Origin of the sequence: Amorphoplanes digitatis, assembly GCF_014205335.1 — a bacterium.
GTDB lineage: Bacteria > Actinomycetota > Actinomycetes > Mycobacteriales > Micromonosporaceae > Actinoplanes > Actinoplanes digitatus.
Genome location: NZ_JACHNH010000001.1, coordinates 5,607,898 through 5,623,191, shown reverse-complemented (window position 1 = coordinate 5,623,191; position 15,294 = coordinate 5,607,898). Strand labels below are relative to the sequence as shown.

Sequence of the window (15,294 nt, the reverse complement as noted above, 5' to 3'; positions counted from 1 at the left end):
GGAGAGCTACCCGTCGGTGACGCCCGGGCGGACCAGGCCGCTCTCGTAGGCGAACGCGGCCGCCTGCACCCGGTCGCGCAGGCCCAGCTTCGCCAGCATCCGGGAGATGTACGTCTTGACCGTGGCCTCGCCCAGGAACAGCCGTACCGCGATCTCCGCGTTGGACAGCCCCCGGGCGACCAGGCGCAGCACGTCGACCTCCCGGTCGGTGAGGGCGGCCAGCCGCTCGGCGGCCGCGGGGTCGGCGCCGGGCGCCTGTGCGAACGACGCGATGACCCGCAGCGTGATCGCCGGGTCCAGCAGCGCCTGGCCGGCGGCGACCGTGCGCACCGCCTGCACCAGCTGCTCGGGCGGTGCCACCTTGAGCAGGAACCCGCTCACCCCCGAGCGCAGCGCCCGGGCCACGGCGGCGTCCTCGTCGAACGTGGTGAGGATGATGACCTTCGCGGCGCTCTCGGCGACGATGTGCCCGGCCGCCTGAAGCCCGTCGCAGCGCGGCATCCGGACGTCCATGAGCACGACGTCCGGCCGGGTGCGCCGGACCACCTCCCGGGCGTCGAACCCGTCGACGGCCTCACCGACGACGCTGATGTCGGGCTGGTGGTCGAGCAGCATCCGCAGCCCGGCGCGGATCATCGCCTCGTCGTCGGCGACCACGACCCGGATGCCGCTCACCGCCGCGCCCCGATCGGGAACACGGCGTCGACGCCGTACCCGCCGTCGGGCCGCGGACCGGCCGCCAGCCGCCCGCCGTACACGGAGACCCGCTCCCGCATGCCGACCAGGCCGTGACCGCCCGGGCCGGCCGTCGGGTCCCGGTCCGGACGCGCGCCCGGCGGCGGGTCGTTGTCGATGGTGAGGCCGAGCCGGTCCCCGGCGCGGTGCACGACGACCCGCGTCGGCACGGTGCCGGCGTGGCGCAGCACGTTGGCGAGCGCCTCCTGGAGGATCCGGTACGCCGAGACGTCCAGCGCCGCCGGCAGCTCCGCGATGTCGCCGTCGACGGTCAGGTCGACCGGCAGACCGGCGGCGCGCACCTCGGCGACGAGTTCGTCCGCGCGGGCCAGCGACGGGTTGCGCACCGGCTCGTTCGAGGCCGCGTCGCGCAGCATGCCCACCAGGGCGCGAAGCTCCCGTACCGACTCGCGGCCGAGCCGCTCCACGTTGCGCATCATCTCGGCCTGCGCGGTGTCCGGCGGCAGGGTGCTGCGGATGGCGCCGAGCTGGAGCACCATGACGCTTATCGAGTGGGCCACGACGTCGTGCATGTCGCGGGCGATGCGCTGGCGCTCCTCGACGAGGATCGCGTGTTCCCGCGCGTCGCGCTCGGCCTCCATCGCCTCGGCGAGGCGGGCCAGGAGCGTCGCGCGATGCCGCAGCCGGCGGGCGAGCAGGCCGACGCCCCAGGCGCCCCAGCACAGCAGCCCGAAGAACAGGTTCTCCCACGCGATCGCGCCGAGGCCGCCGACGGTGGAGCCGGTCGCGCGGCCGGCCACCCAGGTGCCGAGGCTCGCCATGAGCTGGGCCGACAGCGGCGCGAGCCAGGACCGCCGCGGATTCCCGCGGTACCCGGCCCAGCCCGGCGCGAGGAAGAAGCTGAGCACGCCCGCCCCGGTCGGCCCGTTCAGCCCACCGGCAACGACGATGGGGAACGCCGCGGCCACCACGGCGCCGGGTCCTGCCGGTGATCGCCGGCGGGGCGCTCATCGCCGGCGCGGCGCTGTTCTTCGCCGGGCTCGCCACCTCGCCGCCGGCGGCCGGCGACGAGAAGGCGCAGTACCTGGCGTCCCTGGCGCGGGACCCGTTGCTCACCCAGCTCTCCGCGCTGCTGCTGCACTACGGCAACCTGCTCATGGGCGCGGGCCTGCTCGCCGTGCCGCTGCTGGTGCGGGGCCGCAGGGGCGGCCTGCTGACGCTCGTCGGCGCGCTGTTCGGCGCGCTCGGGCTGCTCCAGATCTCCGGTTCGCTGCTGTCCGACTGGTTCCACATGGAGCTGGGCCGCAACCTGCCGCTGGAGCAGGCCGCGGCGATCTCGGACCGGGTGCTGGCCCACCCGGCCGAGCAGCTGGCGTTCAACCCGGGCCCGCTGGTCTCGCTGGCGCTGCTGATGACGTTCATCGGGCTGGCCCGGGCCGGCGTGGTCGGCTGGTGGACCGTGCCGGCCATCGTCGCCGGGTACGCCGGGATGCTGCTCCTGCCGTACAGCACGCCGATCCTGCCCGCGGTCGGCGCCGTACCGATGCTCGCCGTGCTGGGAGTCGCCGGCTGGCGGACGATCGCCCGGGCCCGGGTGCGGACGGCCTGATCGCATGGAGGTGGCGCGGCGGCCGGGGCCGCCGCGCCACAGGAGCGGGTGCTGCGAGCCGGCCGGGGTCAGCCCGTCCGGCAGGTGACGGTCGGCCAGGTCCAGTTGCCGTTGGCCATGATCGTCACACCGAAGTTGTTGCCGTTGCCGTTCGGCCGGGCGGTGACGGTTCCGGTCGTGCCGCTGACCGAGGCGTTCCAGCTGTTCTGCAGGCTCTGGCCGCCGTTGAGGCCGAGGCTGACGACCCAGCTGTTCGTGCCGCTGACCGCGACGTTGAGGTTGAACCGGTCGCCGAACTGCTGGCCGGCCGAGAGCGTCGCGGTGCAGTTGCCGCCGCCGGGGTTGGGGCTGGTGGTGGTCGGCCCCGGGTTGGGGGTGCCGCCCTCGCTCACCGTGATGTCGGAGCTGCCGCTGCTCTGGTAGCCCTCGGTGGCGATGATCTGGTACGCGTGGTTGCCGAGGTTCAGCCCGGCGCGTGCCCAGGCGTCGAAGTGGTTGGCGGTGGTGATGGTGCCGCCGCTGCGCTTCGACTGGCGGACGCTCCAGTACTGGTAGAACGTCGCGGTGCCGTCGATCGACGGCTGGTTGACCCGCTGGGTGCGGTAGATGTCGTAGGTGCTGCCGTCGGTGGTGACGGAGCCCAACCGCTGTGCGCCGGTGCTCGGGTTGTACGTGCCGAAGTTCTCCACGACGTAGTACTCGATGAGCGGGTTGCGCGTCCATCCGTACAGGGCGAGGTAGCTGTTGCCGTTCGGGCTGTAGCTGCCCGAGTAGCTGATCGTCCTGCGGCTGCCGGTGGCCCAGCCCTTGCCGCCGACCCAGTTGTTGGTGCCGCTGCCCCAGTTGCTGGAGTAACGGCCGTCGGCGCGCAGCGTCATGCTGGCGTTGCCGCTGTCTTTCCAGAACGAGTAGTAGAACCCGTTGTGCGTGCCGGTGGAGTTCGAGCTGACGGTCCGGTCGGCCTCGGCGTAGGCGCTCGGTGCGGCTATCACCGTGCCGGCCACGGCCATCACCGCGGCGCACGCGGCGCCGAGGAGCAGCCGCGTCCGGCCGCGTCTCCTCGGTGGGGTGGGGATGTCGTTCATGTGTCTGCTTCCTCCTCGTGACGGCTGGCGGGAGGCCAGCGGCGCGGGCGGCCGCCGGATATCGGCGTCGGACCACGCGGTGGGGGCGGTCGCGTTGGGACGTGCCATCGACGGTCATTGAGTCCCGTCGATGGCGACGCTATTTCCGTACCCACCAGGGTGTCAACAAGTTTCGGTAACCTTCCGGAAATCAGTCTGTGACGATAGATCGACGTTCAGCCTGACCGGTACCGGATTGGTGTGACACGCCTCCGAGGTGATCGCCGCAGCCCGCCCGCACCTTGAGGGAGGTGGGGTTCCGGAAGTTTCGGAAACGCTACGGGGTCGGCGGGCGGACTGCGGACTTCTCGGCGGTCGCGGTTTCGGGCGCGCGCCCGGCGAGGTGTGCCTCGATGAAGGCGACCAGCGCCGTCCGGGTCTCCGGCGTGAACTCGCCCACCGGGATCGGGATGAACTGGCCCCGGCCCATCCAGACCAGCAGCACGTCCGGCCGCTGTTCGAGCCGGTCGAGCAGCGGCCACCGGATGATGCCGTCGGTGTGCCGGGTGCTCGACCTGACCCCTTCGGCGTCGATCCGGTAGCCGACCGGCCCGTCGAGCAGTCGCTGCGCGCGTCCCACCGAGACGCGCACCAGCAGGGCCGGCATGCCGACGGCGAGGGCCAGGCCCAGCACGACGAGGGTCGTACCCGACACGTAGATGCCGATGCTGACCGCCCACGCGCCGAAGAAGGCCGCGAGCAGTCCGAAGATCCGGAGGAACCAGATCACCTTCCGCGCGGCGAGCCGCACGCTCGCCGCGAACTGGGCCTTGCTGAGCTGAGCCGTGAAGGCGAACTGCGTGTCGGTTTCCATGGACGCGAGAGCATACGGTGCGGCTCAGGCGGCGTGGTGATCGAGCAGGCGCAGCGCCCGGTGCACGTGTCCGTCCGTTTCGGCCAGTGCCCGGCCGGCCGCCTCGGCGCTGGCGCCGGCGATCAGCGTCACCACCGCCACCTTCGCGTCGCCGGCGGCCGCGCGCAGCGCCTGCCGGCACCGGTCCAGGTCGGCGCCGGTCGCCTCGGCCAGGATGCGCAGCTGCCGGTCGCGCAGCTTGGCGTTGCTGGCCAGCATGTCGGTCATCAGGTTCGAGTACGTGTGCCCCAGCCGCACCAGCGTCGCGGTGGAGAACGCGTTGAGCATCAGCTTCTGCGCGGTGCCGGCCTTCATCCGGGTGGATCCGGTGAGCACCTCCGGCCCGGTGTCGGGCGCGACGTGCACGTCGACGCCAGTGGCGATCGGCGAGGCCGGGTTCGCCGACAGCAGCACGGTGTGCGCGCCGCGGGCGCGGGCCACGGCGAGCGCCGCCCGGACGTACGGGGTGCGCCCGCTCGCCGTGACGCCGACGACGAGGTCTCCCTCGCCGGCCTCGGCGGCGGCCGCCGCACCGGCGTCCTCGTCGTCCTCGGCCGCCTCGGACGGATTGGTCAGCGCGTGCGATCCGCCCGCGATGTGCGCCACCACCCGGCCGGGCGCCAGCCCGAACGTGGGGATCAGCTCGGCCGCGTCCAGCACCGCGATCCGCCCGGAGGTGCCGGCGCCGACGTAGTGCACGCGGTGCCCGCCGGCGAGCGCGGCCACGGCCAGCTCGACGGCGGCGGCGAGGGCGGGCAGCACGTCGGCGACCGCGACCGGTACCTGGCGGTCCTCGGCGTTGATCAGGCGGAGCAGGTCCAGGGTGGACATCCGGTCGATCGAGGCGCTGCGCGGGTTGCGCTGCTCGGTCCGCGACAGCGGCGCCTCGTCCAGGGGCCTCACCCGCGGCTCCGATCGGTGCCGATCCGCCGCCCGCGTACCGCCGCGTAGGTGACGTCGAGCGCGGCCCGGGTCTGGTGGTAGGTGCGCTGGGCGACGCCGACGAAGACGCAGTCGATGACGGTGAGCTGGGCCAGCCGGCTGGCCATCGCGCCGGAGCGGAACGTGGTCTCGCGGGCCGCGGTGGTCAGCACCAGGTCGGCGACCTGGGTGATCGGCGCCTTGGGGAAGTTGGTGAGCGCGACGGTACGCGCGCCGCGCCGCCCGGCCTCGGCGAACGCCTCGATGGTGTCGCTTGTCGTGCCGGTGTGCGAGATGCCGAACGCCACGTCCCGCTCGTCCAGCAGCGCGGCGCTGGTCAGGGCCAGGTGGGTGTCGCTCCAGGCGAACGCGACGCGGCCGATGCGGTGCAGCTTCTGCTGGAAGTCGCTGGCCACGAACGCGCTCGCGCCGACGCCGTAGATGTCCACCCGCCGGGCGCCGGCGACCAGGTCGACCACCTGCTCCAGCACCGCGATGTCGATCTGCGAGGCGGTCTCCTCGACCGCCCGGGCGTCCGCGAAGGCGATCTTCTTGACCACCTGGGCGAGGTCGTCGCTCTCGCTGATGTCGCTGCCGACCGGCTCCTCGGCGGCTCCGGCGGCCTCGTACGCGCGGCCGGCCTCGCCCGCGAGGGTCAGCCGCAGCTCGGAGTAGCCGGCGAAGCCCATCGCCCGGCAGAACCGGATCACCGTGGTCTCGCTGGAGCCGGCCCGCCGGGCGAGGTCGGTGATGGTGAGCCGGGCGGCGGTGGCCGCCTCGTCGATGATCACCCGCGCCACCCGCTGCTCGGCCGGGGACAGCGACGGCAGCAGGCCGCGGGCCCGGACCGTGATGGGCGAGCGGTCGATCGCCGTATCTGCCATGGAGAAAAGTTTCCTATGCTCGTCGTGCGTGGTCAATTGTCTCCACCGAAGGGTACGGTCACCGGACGATGGGTGCGACGTTGGTGATCGGTGTCGACGCGGGTGCCACCACCACGCGTTGCGTGGTCGCGACCCTCGACGGCGAGGTGGTGGGCCGGGGCACGGCCGGCGGCGCGAACCGCAACAGCAGCGGCGGCGAGGTGGGCGCGAGCCTGTGCGCGGCGCTGACCGCGTCGCTGGCGGCGGTCGACCGTTCGACGGTGCGCCTCGGCGTCCTCGGCGCGGCCGGATCGGCCGGCGCCGGCCGTGGCGCGTTCCGCGCGGCAGCGGCGCGCGCCTGGCGCGACGCCGGGCTGACCGGCGAGCCGGTCACGGTGACCGACCTCGAGGTCGCGTACGCGGCCGGCACCGCCGAGCCCGACGGCGTGTTGCTGCTCTCCGGCACCGGCGCGCTGGCCGCCCGGTTCTCCGGCGGCGTGCTGCGGCGCCGCTGCGACGGGTACGGCTGGCTGCTGGGCGACGAGGGTTCCGCGGTGTGGATCGGGGTGCGCGCGCTGCGCGCGGTCCTCGCCGCGCTCGACGGCCGTGGCGAGCCGACCACCCTGGTGGACGCCGCGTGCGCGCACTTCGGTGTGGCGGGACCGTCCGGAGAGGACGTCGCGCAGGCGCTGCTCGCCGCCGGGTTCGCCGCGCCGCCCGCCGCGCTCGGCCGGCTGGCGCCCGCGGTCGGCGCCGCCTGCGAGTCCGGCGACCCGGTGGCGGTGCGGATTTGCGCCGCGGCCGCCGGCCGCCTGCTGCACACCTTCGACAGCGTCGGGCCGCCACCCGGCGCCGTCGTGGTGCTGGCCGGGTCGGTGCTGCTCAACCCGGGGCCGGTCGGCCGCGCGGTGCGCGCCGGCCTGCTGGCCCGCACCGGCGCTGAGCCCCGCGCGGCCCGCGACGGCGCCGGCGGGGCGGCGGCGCTCGCCGTCGGCCTGCTCACCGGCGCCCCCGTGGCGCCGGTGGTGCACGCGCGGCTGACCGGCGCCCGTCACGAGCCGAGCCGGGAGTAGCGCAGGTACGGCCGCCGCCGCGCCTCGAACTCGGCCAGTTCGCCGGCCCACGCACCGACCACGTCGTCGGTGCCCGCGCCCGCGTCGATCATCGTGCGCAGCCGCGACGAGCCGGTGAGCAGGTCGATCCAGTGCCGGGTGCCGCCGTCCACCCGCCACGCGAACGCCGCCTGGCGGCGGGCCTCCACCAGCATGCCGACCGCCGTACGGATCGGGTCGTACGCGGCCTGGTCGGTCACCTTGACCTCGATGCCCGCGCAGAGCCGGTTGGCGAACTTGTTGAACGTCGGGGTGAAGTACGCCTCGCGGAACTCCACGCCGGGCAGGTTCAGCGCCGTCACCCGGTCGCACCAGTGGTGGTCGAAGTCCGGCCCGCCGATCAGCTCGAACGGCCGGGTGGTGCCGCGCCCCTCGGACAGCGAGGACACCCCCTCGAACATGCCGGTTCCGGGGTAGACCACCGCGGTGTCCGGTGTGGGCATGTTCGGGCTGGGCAGCACCCACGGCAGATCGGTGTCGCCGGCCCGCAGCCGGGCGTGCCAGCCCCGGCAGTCGATCACGTCGAGGTCCACCGGCCGCCCCGCCTCGACGGGAAGGAACTCGCCGTTGTAGAAGCGGGCCAGCTCGCCGACGGTCATGCCGTGCTGCTGCACGATCTTCAGCCGGCCAACGCCGGAGGTGAAGCCGTCGGTCATCATCGGCCCGTACGCGCGGCCGCCGATCGGGTTGGGCCGGTCCAGCACCAGGTAGCGCAGGCCCAGCCGGGCGGCCGCGACCATCGAGTCGTACAGCGTGTAGATGTAGGTGTAGAAGCGGGCGCCGACGTCCTGGATGTCGAAGACGACGGTGCGTACCCCGGCGGCGGTGAACATCTCGGCCCACCTGGCCTGCGAGGCGAGGTAGGCGTCGTACACGGTCAGCCCGGTGCGGGCGTCGGTGCCGGTGCCCTCGCTGCCGCCGGCCTGCGCCGAGCCGCGGAAGCCGTGCTCGGGGCCGAAGACGCCGCCGATGGTCACGCCGTCGGCGTGCATCCGGTCCACCAGGTGCCGGTACCCGCCGTCCACGCCGGTCGGGTTGGAGACGACCCCGATCCGCTCGCCCCGGACCGCGTCCCAGCCGGCCGCGGCGAGCCGGTCCAGGCCGGTCCGCACGGGGACCCGGGGGAGCAGGCCGGGCTTCGCGGCGGCCGGTCCGCCGAGGGTCAGCCCGGCGGCGGCACCGGCCGCGCCCGCGGCCAGCAGGCCACGACGGTTCACGGGACGCTCCAGCTCAGCCCGTGCCCGTACGGATAGGTCCCGGGTATCTCGACCGGCAGCCTGCCGCGCGGCGGCGCGGTGCCGAGCAGCACCTTTGCGAGGGACTCCATGGCGACACCGGTGAAGCTGTAGGTGGCCAGGTAGGTGGTGACCTCCGGCAGCGCCGCGATGTCGTACGGGTCGCGGACCGCCACCACGACGACCGGCTTGCCGGCCGCCACCAGGGCTTTCACGAGGGCCTGCTGCCGACCGCCCGGATCGGCGACCGTGGTGTCCCACGCCCTGCTGGTGAGCACCACGGTGAGGTCGTGGGTGCCCGCCGCGGCGACCGCCTCGGCGATCTTGGCGTCGTTCGGCAGGTTGGTGACCAGCGGTGTGGCGCCGAGCGCGCCGGCCAGCACCGCGACGTTGTTGTATGCGCTGGAGTTCCACCCCGTGACCAGCACGGACTTCCCGGCGTGAGACCAGGGGAGCAGGCCCGCGTCGTTGCGGATCGCGGTGACGGTGCGGTCGGTGACGGACCGGGCGACGCGGACGTGCTCGGGCGAGCCGACGGCGCGTTCGGCCGCGGCCGGGTCGAGCGGCGTCCAGGCGAGCAGGCCGCGCTTCTGCTTGAGGGTGAGGATGCGGCGCACCGAGGCGTCGATGCGGGCCTCGGTGAGCTCGCCGGAGGCGACCGCGCCGAGCACGGCGTCGTACGCCACCTGCATGTTCGGGGGCATCAGCAGCATGTCGACGCCGGCCTTGAGCGCCAGCACCGGCACCCGGTCGTCGCCGTACTTCTGGCGTACGCCGGCCATCTCCAGGGAGTCGCTGACGATCACGCCGCGGTAGCCGAGCTCGCCGCGGAGCAGCCCGGTGATGATCGGCTGCGACAGGGTGGCCGGGTCGCCGGCCGGGTCGAGCGCCGGCACCACGATGTGCGCGCTCATGATGGCGTCGACGCCGGCCGCGATGGCGGCCTTGAACGGCGGCGCGTCGACGCGCTGCCACTCCTCGCGGGTGTGCGTGATCACCGGCAGGCCGGTGTGGCTGTCGGTGGCGGTGTCGCCGTGCCCGGGGAAGTGCTTGGCGGAGGCGGAGGCGTTCGCGCCGCGCTGGAGCCCGAGCACCTGGCTCGCGGTGAGCGCGGCGGCGAGCTTCGGGTCGCTGCCGAACGAGCGCACCCCGATGACCGGGTTGGCGGGGTTCACGTTGACGTCGGCCACCGGGGCCCAGGCCTGGTTGATGCCGACCGCGCGCAGCTCGGCGCCGGTGACCTGCCCGGTGCGGTACGCGTCGAGCACGCTGCGTCCGGCGCCGAGCGCCATCCCGCCGGGGAACTGGGTGGCCGGCGCGGGCATCCGGGAGACGACGCCGTGCTCCTGGTCGGTGGAGATGGTCAGCGGGACGCCGGCGGAGGCGGCCTGTAGCCCGTTGCTGAGCGTGGTGATCTGGCGCGGGCTCTGGAGGCTGTTGGTCCAGGCGAAGTAGATGACGCCGCCGAGGTGGTACTTCGCGACGACCTCCGCCGGGGTGTCCACGCCGTACAGGCGGCGGTTGGCGGCGGCGTCGGCGGCCGACGGCGTGTTCGCGTCGTTGCCGTAGACGTAGGTGGTGAAGAGCTGACCGATCTTCTGCGGCAACGTCATCCGGGCCAGGGCCGAGTCGACCGGTGACGGTGCGGGGTTCGCGGCGGCCGGAACGGCGGGAACCGTGAGACCCAGGGTGGCGAGAGCGAGAAGAGCCACGGGACGCGTTCGCATGGTGCCAGAAGGTAGCCGGGTCGCCGTGGTATGGCAATAACATTCGCCCCTCTTGCCAGTTACGAAGGAAACATTCATCCTCGACAGATCGACGTATGGAGAGGCGTTGATGATCAGACTTCGGTTCCTGCCCCCGCTCTGCGTGCTCGCCTGCCTGGTCGCCGGCGCGCCCGCGGCCGCCGAGCCCGCCCCGGCGGCGGCGCCGGCCGTCACGCCCGCCGACATCCGGTTCCGGCACGACGTACTGCGCACCGGCACCGCGTACGAGGCCGGCCTGCTGCCGGACCGGGTCGCCGCGCTGCCCGGCATCGCCGCGTCCTACCTCGAGGCGACGCCGGACCATCCCGGGCGCCCCGCGTACGCGGGCGCCGCCGTGCTCGCCGCGCACCACGGCGTCGTGGTGTCGCGGTTCGCGGTCGGTGACGCGGTCCGCTACACCGCCGACCCCGGCGGCGGGATCGCCGAGCTGCCGCCGCGGCAGCGGATACCGGCCCGCACCGACACCCTGTGGGACCTCGCCTCGATCTCCAAGCTGTTCACCACGATCGTCGTGCTCCAGCAGGTCGAGGCCGGACGGGTGGACCTGGACGCGCCGGTCGCGGACTCGGTCCCGGAGTTCGCGGCCGGCGGCAAGGAATCGGTGACGGTACGGAACCTGCTCACCCACACCTCCGGACTGCCGGCGTTCCTGCCGTTCTACTCCCGGTACGGCACGCCCGAGGAGCGGACCGCCGCGGCGCTCGTCACTCCGGTGACGGCCGGGTCGGCGCCCGGCGCTCAGTACGTCTACTCCGACATCGGCCTGATCGCGCTCGGCGTGCTGGTCCAGCGGGTCACCGGCGAGTCCCTCGCCGACGCGGTCCGTGCCGGGGTCACCGGCCCGCTCGGCATGCACGACACCGGCTACAACCCCGGCGCCGGGCAGCGGGACCGGACCGCCGCCACCGAGTACCAGCCGTACGTGAACCGCGGCGTGGTCTGGGGCCAGGTGCACGACGAGAACGCCTGGTCCCTCGGTGGCGTGGCCGGGCACGCCGGCGTCTTCTCCACCGTGGACGACCTGGCGGTCCTGTGCCAGATGCTGCTCGACGGCGGCACCTACCGGGGCCGGCGGATCCTGTCCCGGCCGATGGTCCGCCAGGCGCTCGTCGACTACAACGCGGACCTGCGGCCCCGGTACCCCGAGAGCGCCCGCGGGCTCGGCTTCGAGCTCGCCAAGCACTGGTACATGGACGGGATGACCTCGCCGGTGACCTTCGGGCATACCGGGTTCACCGGCACGTCGATCGTCATCGACCCGCTCGACCAGTCCTTCCTCATCCTGCTCAGCAACCGGGTGCACCCCGACCGGGCCTGGGGGAGCAACAACGTCGCGCGGCGCGCGCTGGCGCGTACGTTCGCGGCCGCGCACCCGGTCCACGCGCTCGCCGGCGGCGAGCCCTGGCGGACCGAGCTGCGCGACGGCGCGGTCATGACGCTGACCGCGCCGCTGCGGCGCGCGGCGGGTGAGCGGGCACGGGCCTCGTTCCTGCTCTGGTACGACACCGAGCCGGGCTACGACACGGCGACGCTGGAGTGGTCGGCCGACGGGGTGAGCTGGGCGCCGCTGCCGACGACCCTGCGCTCCGGCCGGGAGACGGTGACGGGCGACGGCACGTTCACCGGCTTCGGGGGCCGCCACTGGTGGCTGGCCGCCGCCGACGTGCCCGCCGGGACCACCCGGCTGCGGCTGAGCTACCGCACCGACGCCGCCTCGCAGGGCCGCGGCGTCCTGCTCGACCGTCTCCGGGTCTTCGAGCCCGGAGCGCTTCTCGTCGACGGCGCGACCACCTTCGCCGCCGACGGCTGGAACCCATCAGTGAACTCTTAGGCGGGAGCCGAACATGGGATACCGGATCAGCCGGCGCGGGCTGCTCAACGGCGCGGCGGGCGTCGCCGCCGCGGGCACACTCGCCGGGTGCGCGATGGGCGGCGACGACGACACCGAGTCCGACGCCAAGGGCGAGGTCAGCGCGGCCAACCCGCTGGGTGTGAAAGAGGACGCACCGCTGGAGGTGGTCATCTTCAACGGCGGCTTCGGCGAGGAGTACGCCAAGGCGCACGAGGCGATGTACCAGGAGCGCTACCCCAAGGCGGAGATCAAGCACTCGTCCACCCAGAAGATCGCCGAGACGCTGCAGCCGCGGTTCGTCGCGGGCGACCCGCCGGACGTGGTGAACAACTCGGGAGGCAGCCAGATCGACTTCAACGGCCTGGTCTCGCAGGGCGCGCTCACCGATCTCGGCGAGCTGCTCGACGCGCCGAGCCTCGACGACCCGGCCAAGAAGGTACGCGACACGCTGCTGCCCGGCATCGTCGACGTCGGCTCGTACGACGGTAAATTCCTGTCGCTGAACTACGCCTACTCGGCGTACGGCGTCTGGTACTCGCGGAAGCTCTTCGAGTCGAAGGGCTGGCAGTACCCGAAGACCTGGGACGAGATGATCGCCCTCTGCAAGAAGATCAAGGCGGCCGGCATCGCGCCCTGGACCTACCCGGGCAAGCACTCCCGCTACATGAGCTGGCCGATCCTCGCCGCGGCCGGCAAGCTGGGCGGCATCGAGGTGATCAAGGCGATCGACAACCTGGAGCCGAACGCCTGGAAGCACGAGGCGGTCCGGGCCGCCGCCGAGGCCTACTACCAGCTCGCCGTCGACGGCTTCCTCCAGCCGGGCGCCGAGGGCATGGACCACGTGCAGTCGCAGACCGAGTGGTGCCGGGGCCACGCCGCGTTCGTCTCCTGTGGATCGTGGCTGGAGAACGAGCAGAAGTCGGTCACCCCGCCGGACTTCCGGATGGCCGTCGCGCCGACGCCCAGCCTCACCACGAGCGACAAGATGCCGTTCGAGGCGTTCCGCGGCACCGGCAGCGAGCCGTTCATCGTCCCTACCAAGGGCAAGAACGTCCGCGGCGGCCTGGAGTACCTGCGGGTCATGCTCTCGCAGCAGGGCGCCTCCGACTTCACCCGCAAGGTCAGCAGCCTCACCTGCGTGAAAGGCGCCGGCGCCGGCATCGAGCTCGGCCCGGGCCTCGCGTCGGTGACCGGCCTGATCGAGGCGTCCAAGGGCACCGCGTTCACCTGGCTGTACTCGTCGTACTACCGCAAGCTGGAGCGCGAGCGGGTGGACGCGGCCTGCGCCGAGCTGTACACCAAGCGGATCAACGCGGCGCAGTGGTGCGAGCAGGTGCAGAAGTCCGCCGACGAGTTCGCCCAGGACCCCGCGGTCAAGAAGTACAAGCGGGCCTGAGGTGCGCGGCAAGCGGCTGTTCATCGCCACCTTCCTGATCCCACCCCTGCTCCTGTACGGAATCTTCGTCGTCTCGCCGTACGCGCAGGCGTTCCAGATAGCCGGCACGAACTGGAGCGGGCTGTCGCCGGACTACGAGTTCGTCGGCCTGGACAACTTCCGGCGGCTGGCCGGCGACGGCTACTTCTGGAACGCGCTGCGGCACAACGCTCTGATGCTCGTGCTGCTGCCGGTGGCGACGATTCTGCTCGGGCTCTTCTTCGCCTCGATGATCAGCGTCGGCGGCCGCTCGGACCGGGTCGGCGTCCACGGCGTACGCGGTGCCGGCTTCTACCGCGTCGTCTACTTCTTCCCGCAGGTGCTCTCGGTGGCGATCGTCGGCGTGCTCTGGAAGGAGATGTACGCACCGCACACCGGCATGGTCAACGGCATCCTCCGCGCGATCGGGCTGGACGGGCTCGCCGTGGCCTGGCTGGGCGATCCGCGGTTCTCGTTCTGGTGCGTGATGGCCGTGCTCGTCTGGATGAACGTCGGCTTCTACGTGGTCCTCTTCAGCGCGGCCATGCAGTCGATACCCCGCGACCTCTACGAGGCGGCCCTGCTCGACGGCGCGAGCCGGCTCACCACGCTGGTCCGGATCACGGTGCCGCTGGTGTGGGACACCATCCAGGTGGCCTGGGTGTACCTGGCGATCCTCGCGATCGACGGCTTCGCCGTGGTGCAGATCATCACCGACGGCGGCCCGAGCTCGTCGTCGGACGTGGTCGGCCTGCGGCTGTACAAGACCGCGTTCGCCGACGGGCAGTTCGGCTACGCCTCGGCCATCGGCGTGGCGATGTTCTTCCTGACCCTCACCGTGGCGGCCATGTTCCTGCGGGTCACCCGCCGCGACCGGGTGGAGCTGTGATGGCGGTGCTCACGCGGACCCACCGCGAGTCGCCGCCCGAGCAGCGGTCGCCGGCACCCCCGCGCCGGGTACCGGTGCTCTCGCACGCGTTCCTGATCGGCTGGGCGCTGCTGACCACCCTGCCGCTGCTCTGGGCGGTGCTCAGCTCGTTCAAGAGCGACGAGGAGATCCTGACCGACCCGTGGAGCCTGCCGTCGCGGCTGCGGTGGGAGAACTGGGGCCGGGCCTGGAACGAGGCGCACATCGGCCGTTACTTCCTGAACAGCGTGATCGTGGTGACCGGCGCGCTCGCACTCACCATGCTGCTCGGCGCCATGGCCGCGTACGTCCTGGCCCGCTACCGCTTCCGCGGCCGCCGGATCGTCTACCTCGCCTTCGTCGGCGGCATGATGTTCCCGGTCTTCCTGGCGCTGGTCCCGCTCTTCTTCGTGGTACGCAACCTGGGCCTGCTCGGCACCCTGCCCGGCCTGACGCTGGTGTACGCGGCCTACTCGCTGCCGTTCACGGTGTTCTTCCTGACCGCGTTCTTCCGCACCCTGCCCACCTCGGTCGCCGAGGCCGCGATGGTCGACGGGTGCGGGCACTATCGGCTGTTCTTCGCGGTGATGCTGCCGATGGCCCGCCCCGGGCTGGTCAGCGTCGGCATCTTCAACTTCCTGTTCCAGTGGAACCAGTACGTCCTGCCGCTCGTGCTCATGCAGGGCGAGGGCGCGGAGCGCAAGTGGGTGCTGGCGCAGGGGCTGACGGCGCTCGCGGTCAACGAGGGATACCGCGGCGACTTCAGCGGCCTGTTCGCCGGGATGACCATCGCGATGCTGCCGGTGATCGCCGCCTATCTGCTGTTCCACCGGCAGGTGCAGAGCGGCCTCGCCGCGGGCCAGCTCCGATAAACCCTACCGTGCCCCGGGTCAATGTACTGTGGACTTCCGCGCTGCAAAGGGGAGTGACAATGGCCTGGGA

14 protein-coding genes are annotated in these 15,294 nt (G+C 72.8%); 6 read left to right on the top strand and 8 right to left on the bottom strand.

Annotation, left to right across the window (positions count from 1 at the left end; all coding sequences use genetic code 11):
- Positions 1-6: 6 nt before the first annotated feature.
- Together BJ971_RS24760 and BJ971_RS24755 are read right to left on the bottom strand one after the other, a co-directional pair.
- Positions 7-675: a response regulator gene (locus BJ971_RS24760; protein ID WP_184995601.1), complete on the bottom strand. Its 669-nt coding sequence runs from the start codon at positions 673-675 to the stop codon at positions 7-9.
- Positions 672-1,667 carry a sensor histidine kinase gene (locus BJ971_RS24755; RefSeq protein WP_184995600.1) on the bottom strand — a complete coding sequence of 332 codons (996 nt, stop codon included), beginning with the start codon at positions 1,665-1,667 and terminating at the stop codon, positions 672-674. The genes BJ971_RS24760 and BJ971_RS24755 overlap by 4 nt, the downstream gene beginning before the upstream one ends.
- A 17-nt stretch (positions 1,668-1,684) precedes the next feature.
- On the opposite strand from BJ971_RS24755, the gene BJ971_RS24750 reads away from it, so the two are divergent.
- Positions 1,685-2,305, top strand: a complete 621-nt coding sequence (locus BJ971_RS24750; protein WP_184995599.1) for a hypothetical protein — start codon at positions 1,685-1,687, stop codon at positions 2,303-2,305.
- A gap of 68 nt (positions 2,306-2,373) precedes the next feature.
- Here BJ971_RS24750 and BJ971_RS24745 read toward each other — a convergent pair whose 3' ends face one another.
- The 4 genes from BJ971_RS24745 to BJ971_RS24730 form a co-directional block, all read right to left on the bottom strand.
- Positions 2,374-3,390: a glycoside hydrolase family 11 protein gene (locus BJ971_RS24745; protein WP_239087442.1), complete on the bottom strand. Its 1,017-nt coding sequence runs from the start codon at positions 3,388-3,390 to the stop codon at positions 2,374-2,376.
- Positions 3,391-3,706: 316 nt separating this feature from the next.
- Complete coding sequence (locus BJ971_RS24740; RefSeq protein ID WP_184995598.1) at positions 3,707-4,243, bottom strand: YcxB family protein; 537 nt, start codon at positions 4,241-4,243, stop codon at positions 3,707-3,709.
- 24 nt (positions 4,244-4,267) lie between these two features.
- A complete protein-coding gene (gene murQ / locus BJ971_RS24735; RefSeq protein ID WP_184995597.1) occupies positions 4,268-5,185 on the bottom strand; it encodes an N-acetylmuramic acid 6-phosphate etherase in 918 nt (305 codons plus the stop codon).
- On the bottom strand, positions 5,182-6,087 hold the full coding sequence (locus tag BJ971_RS24730; protein ID WP_184995596.1) for a MurR/RpiR family transcriptional regulator: 906 nt from the start codon (positions 6,085-6,087) through the stop codon (positions 5,182-5,184). Before BJ971_RS24730 ends, murQ begins: the two co-directional genes overlap by 4 nt.
- Positions 6,088-6,155: 68 nt before the next feature.
- On the opposite strand from BJ971_RS24730, the gene BJ971_RS24725 reads away from it, so the two are divergent.
- Positions 6,156-7,139: an N-acetylglucosamine kinase gene (locus BJ971_RS24725; RefSeq protein WP_184995595.1), complete on the top strand. Its 984-nt coding sequence runs from the start codon at positions 6,156-6,158 to the stop codon at positions 7,137-7,139.
- Here the strand turns inward: BJ971_RS24725 and BJ971_RS40695 are convergent.
- Positions 7,118-8,395, bottom strand: coding sequence for an exo-beta-N-acetylmuramidase NamZ family protein (locus BJ971_RS40695; protein WP_239087443.1), 1,278 nt, complete (start codon positions 8,393-8,395; stop codon positions 7,118-7,120). The genes BJ971_RS24725 and BJ971_RS40695 overlap by 22 nt on opposite strands.
- A complete protein-coding gene (locus BJ971_RS40690) occupies positions 8,392-10,125 on the bottom strand; it encodes a glycoside hydrolase family 3 protein (RefSeq protein ID WP_203709296.1) in 1,734 nt (577 codons plus the stop codon). The genes BJ971_RS40695 and BJ971_RS40690 overlap by 4 nt, the downstream gene beginning before the upstream one ends.
- A gap of 124 nt (positions 10,126-10,249) precedes the next feature.
- Between BJ971_RS40690 and BJ971_RS24715 the strand changes: the two genes are divergently transcribed.
- From BJ971_RS24715 to BJ971_RS24700, 4 genes are read left to right on the top strand one after another with little or no spacing between them, the layout of a single operon-like run.
- Complete coding sequence (locus BJ971_RS24715) at positions 10,250-12,010, top strand: serine hydrolase domain-containing protein (RefSeq protein WP_184995594.1); 1,761 nt, start codon at positions 10,250-10,252, stop codon at positions 12,008-12,010.
- A 13-nt stretch (positions 12,011-12,023) separates the two neighbouring features.
- Positions 12,024-13,427: an N-acetylglucosamine/diacetylchitobiose ABC transporter substrate-binding protein gene (gene ngcE, locus BJ971_RS24710; protein WP_184995593.1), complete on the top strand. Its 1,404-nt coding sequence runs from the start codon at positions 12,024-12,026 to the stop codon at positions 13,425-13,427.
- 1 nt (position 13,428) lies between these two features.
- Positions 13,429-14,334 (top strand): carbohydrate ABC transporter permease, encoded by a 906-nt coding sequence (locus BJ971_RS24705; protein ID WP_184995592.1) that lies wholly within the window; start codon positions 13,429-13,431, stop codon positions 14,332-14,334.
- Complete coding sequence (locus tag BJ971_RS24700; RefSeq protein WP_184995591.1) at positions 14,334-15,224, top strand: carbohydrate ABC transporter permease; 891 nt, start codon at positions 14,334-14,336, stop codon at positions 15,222-15,224. The genes BJ971_RS24705 and BJ971_RS24700 overlap by 1 nt, the downstream gene beginning before the upstream one ends.
- Positions 15,225-15,294: the final 70 nt, after the last annotated feature.

Bases quoted from the DNA above. Each gene is read 5' to 3' on its own strand.
- BJ971_RS24745 (WP_239087442.1), bottom strand. From the start codon at position 3,390: ATGAACGACATCCCCACCCCACCGAGGAGACGCGGCCGGACGCGGCTG.
- BJ971_RS24740 (WP_184995598.1), bottom strand. From the start codon at position 4,243: ATGGAAACCGACACGCAGTTCGCCTTCACGGCTCAGCTCAGCAAGGCC.
- BJ971_RS24730 (WP_184995596.1), bottom strand. From the start codon at position 6,087: ATGGCAGATACGGCGATCGACCGCTCGCCCATCACGGTCCGGGCCCGC.
- BJ971_RS24725 (WP_184995595.1), top strand. From the start codon at position 6,156: ATGGGTGCGACGTTGGTGATCGGTGTCGACGCGGGTGCCACCACCACG.
- BJ971_RS24715 (WP_184995594.1), top strand. From the start codon at position 10,250: ATGATCAGACTTCGGTTCCTGCCCCCGCTCTGCGTGCTCGCCTGCCTG.
- ngcE (WP_184995593.1), top strand. From the start codon at position 12,024: ATGGGATACCGGATCAGCCGGCGCGGGCTGCTCAACGGCGCGGCGGGC.
- BJ971_RS24700 (WP_184995591.1), top strand. From the start codon at position 14,334: ATGGCGGTGCTCACGCGGACCCACCGCGAGTCGCCGCCCGAGCAGCGG.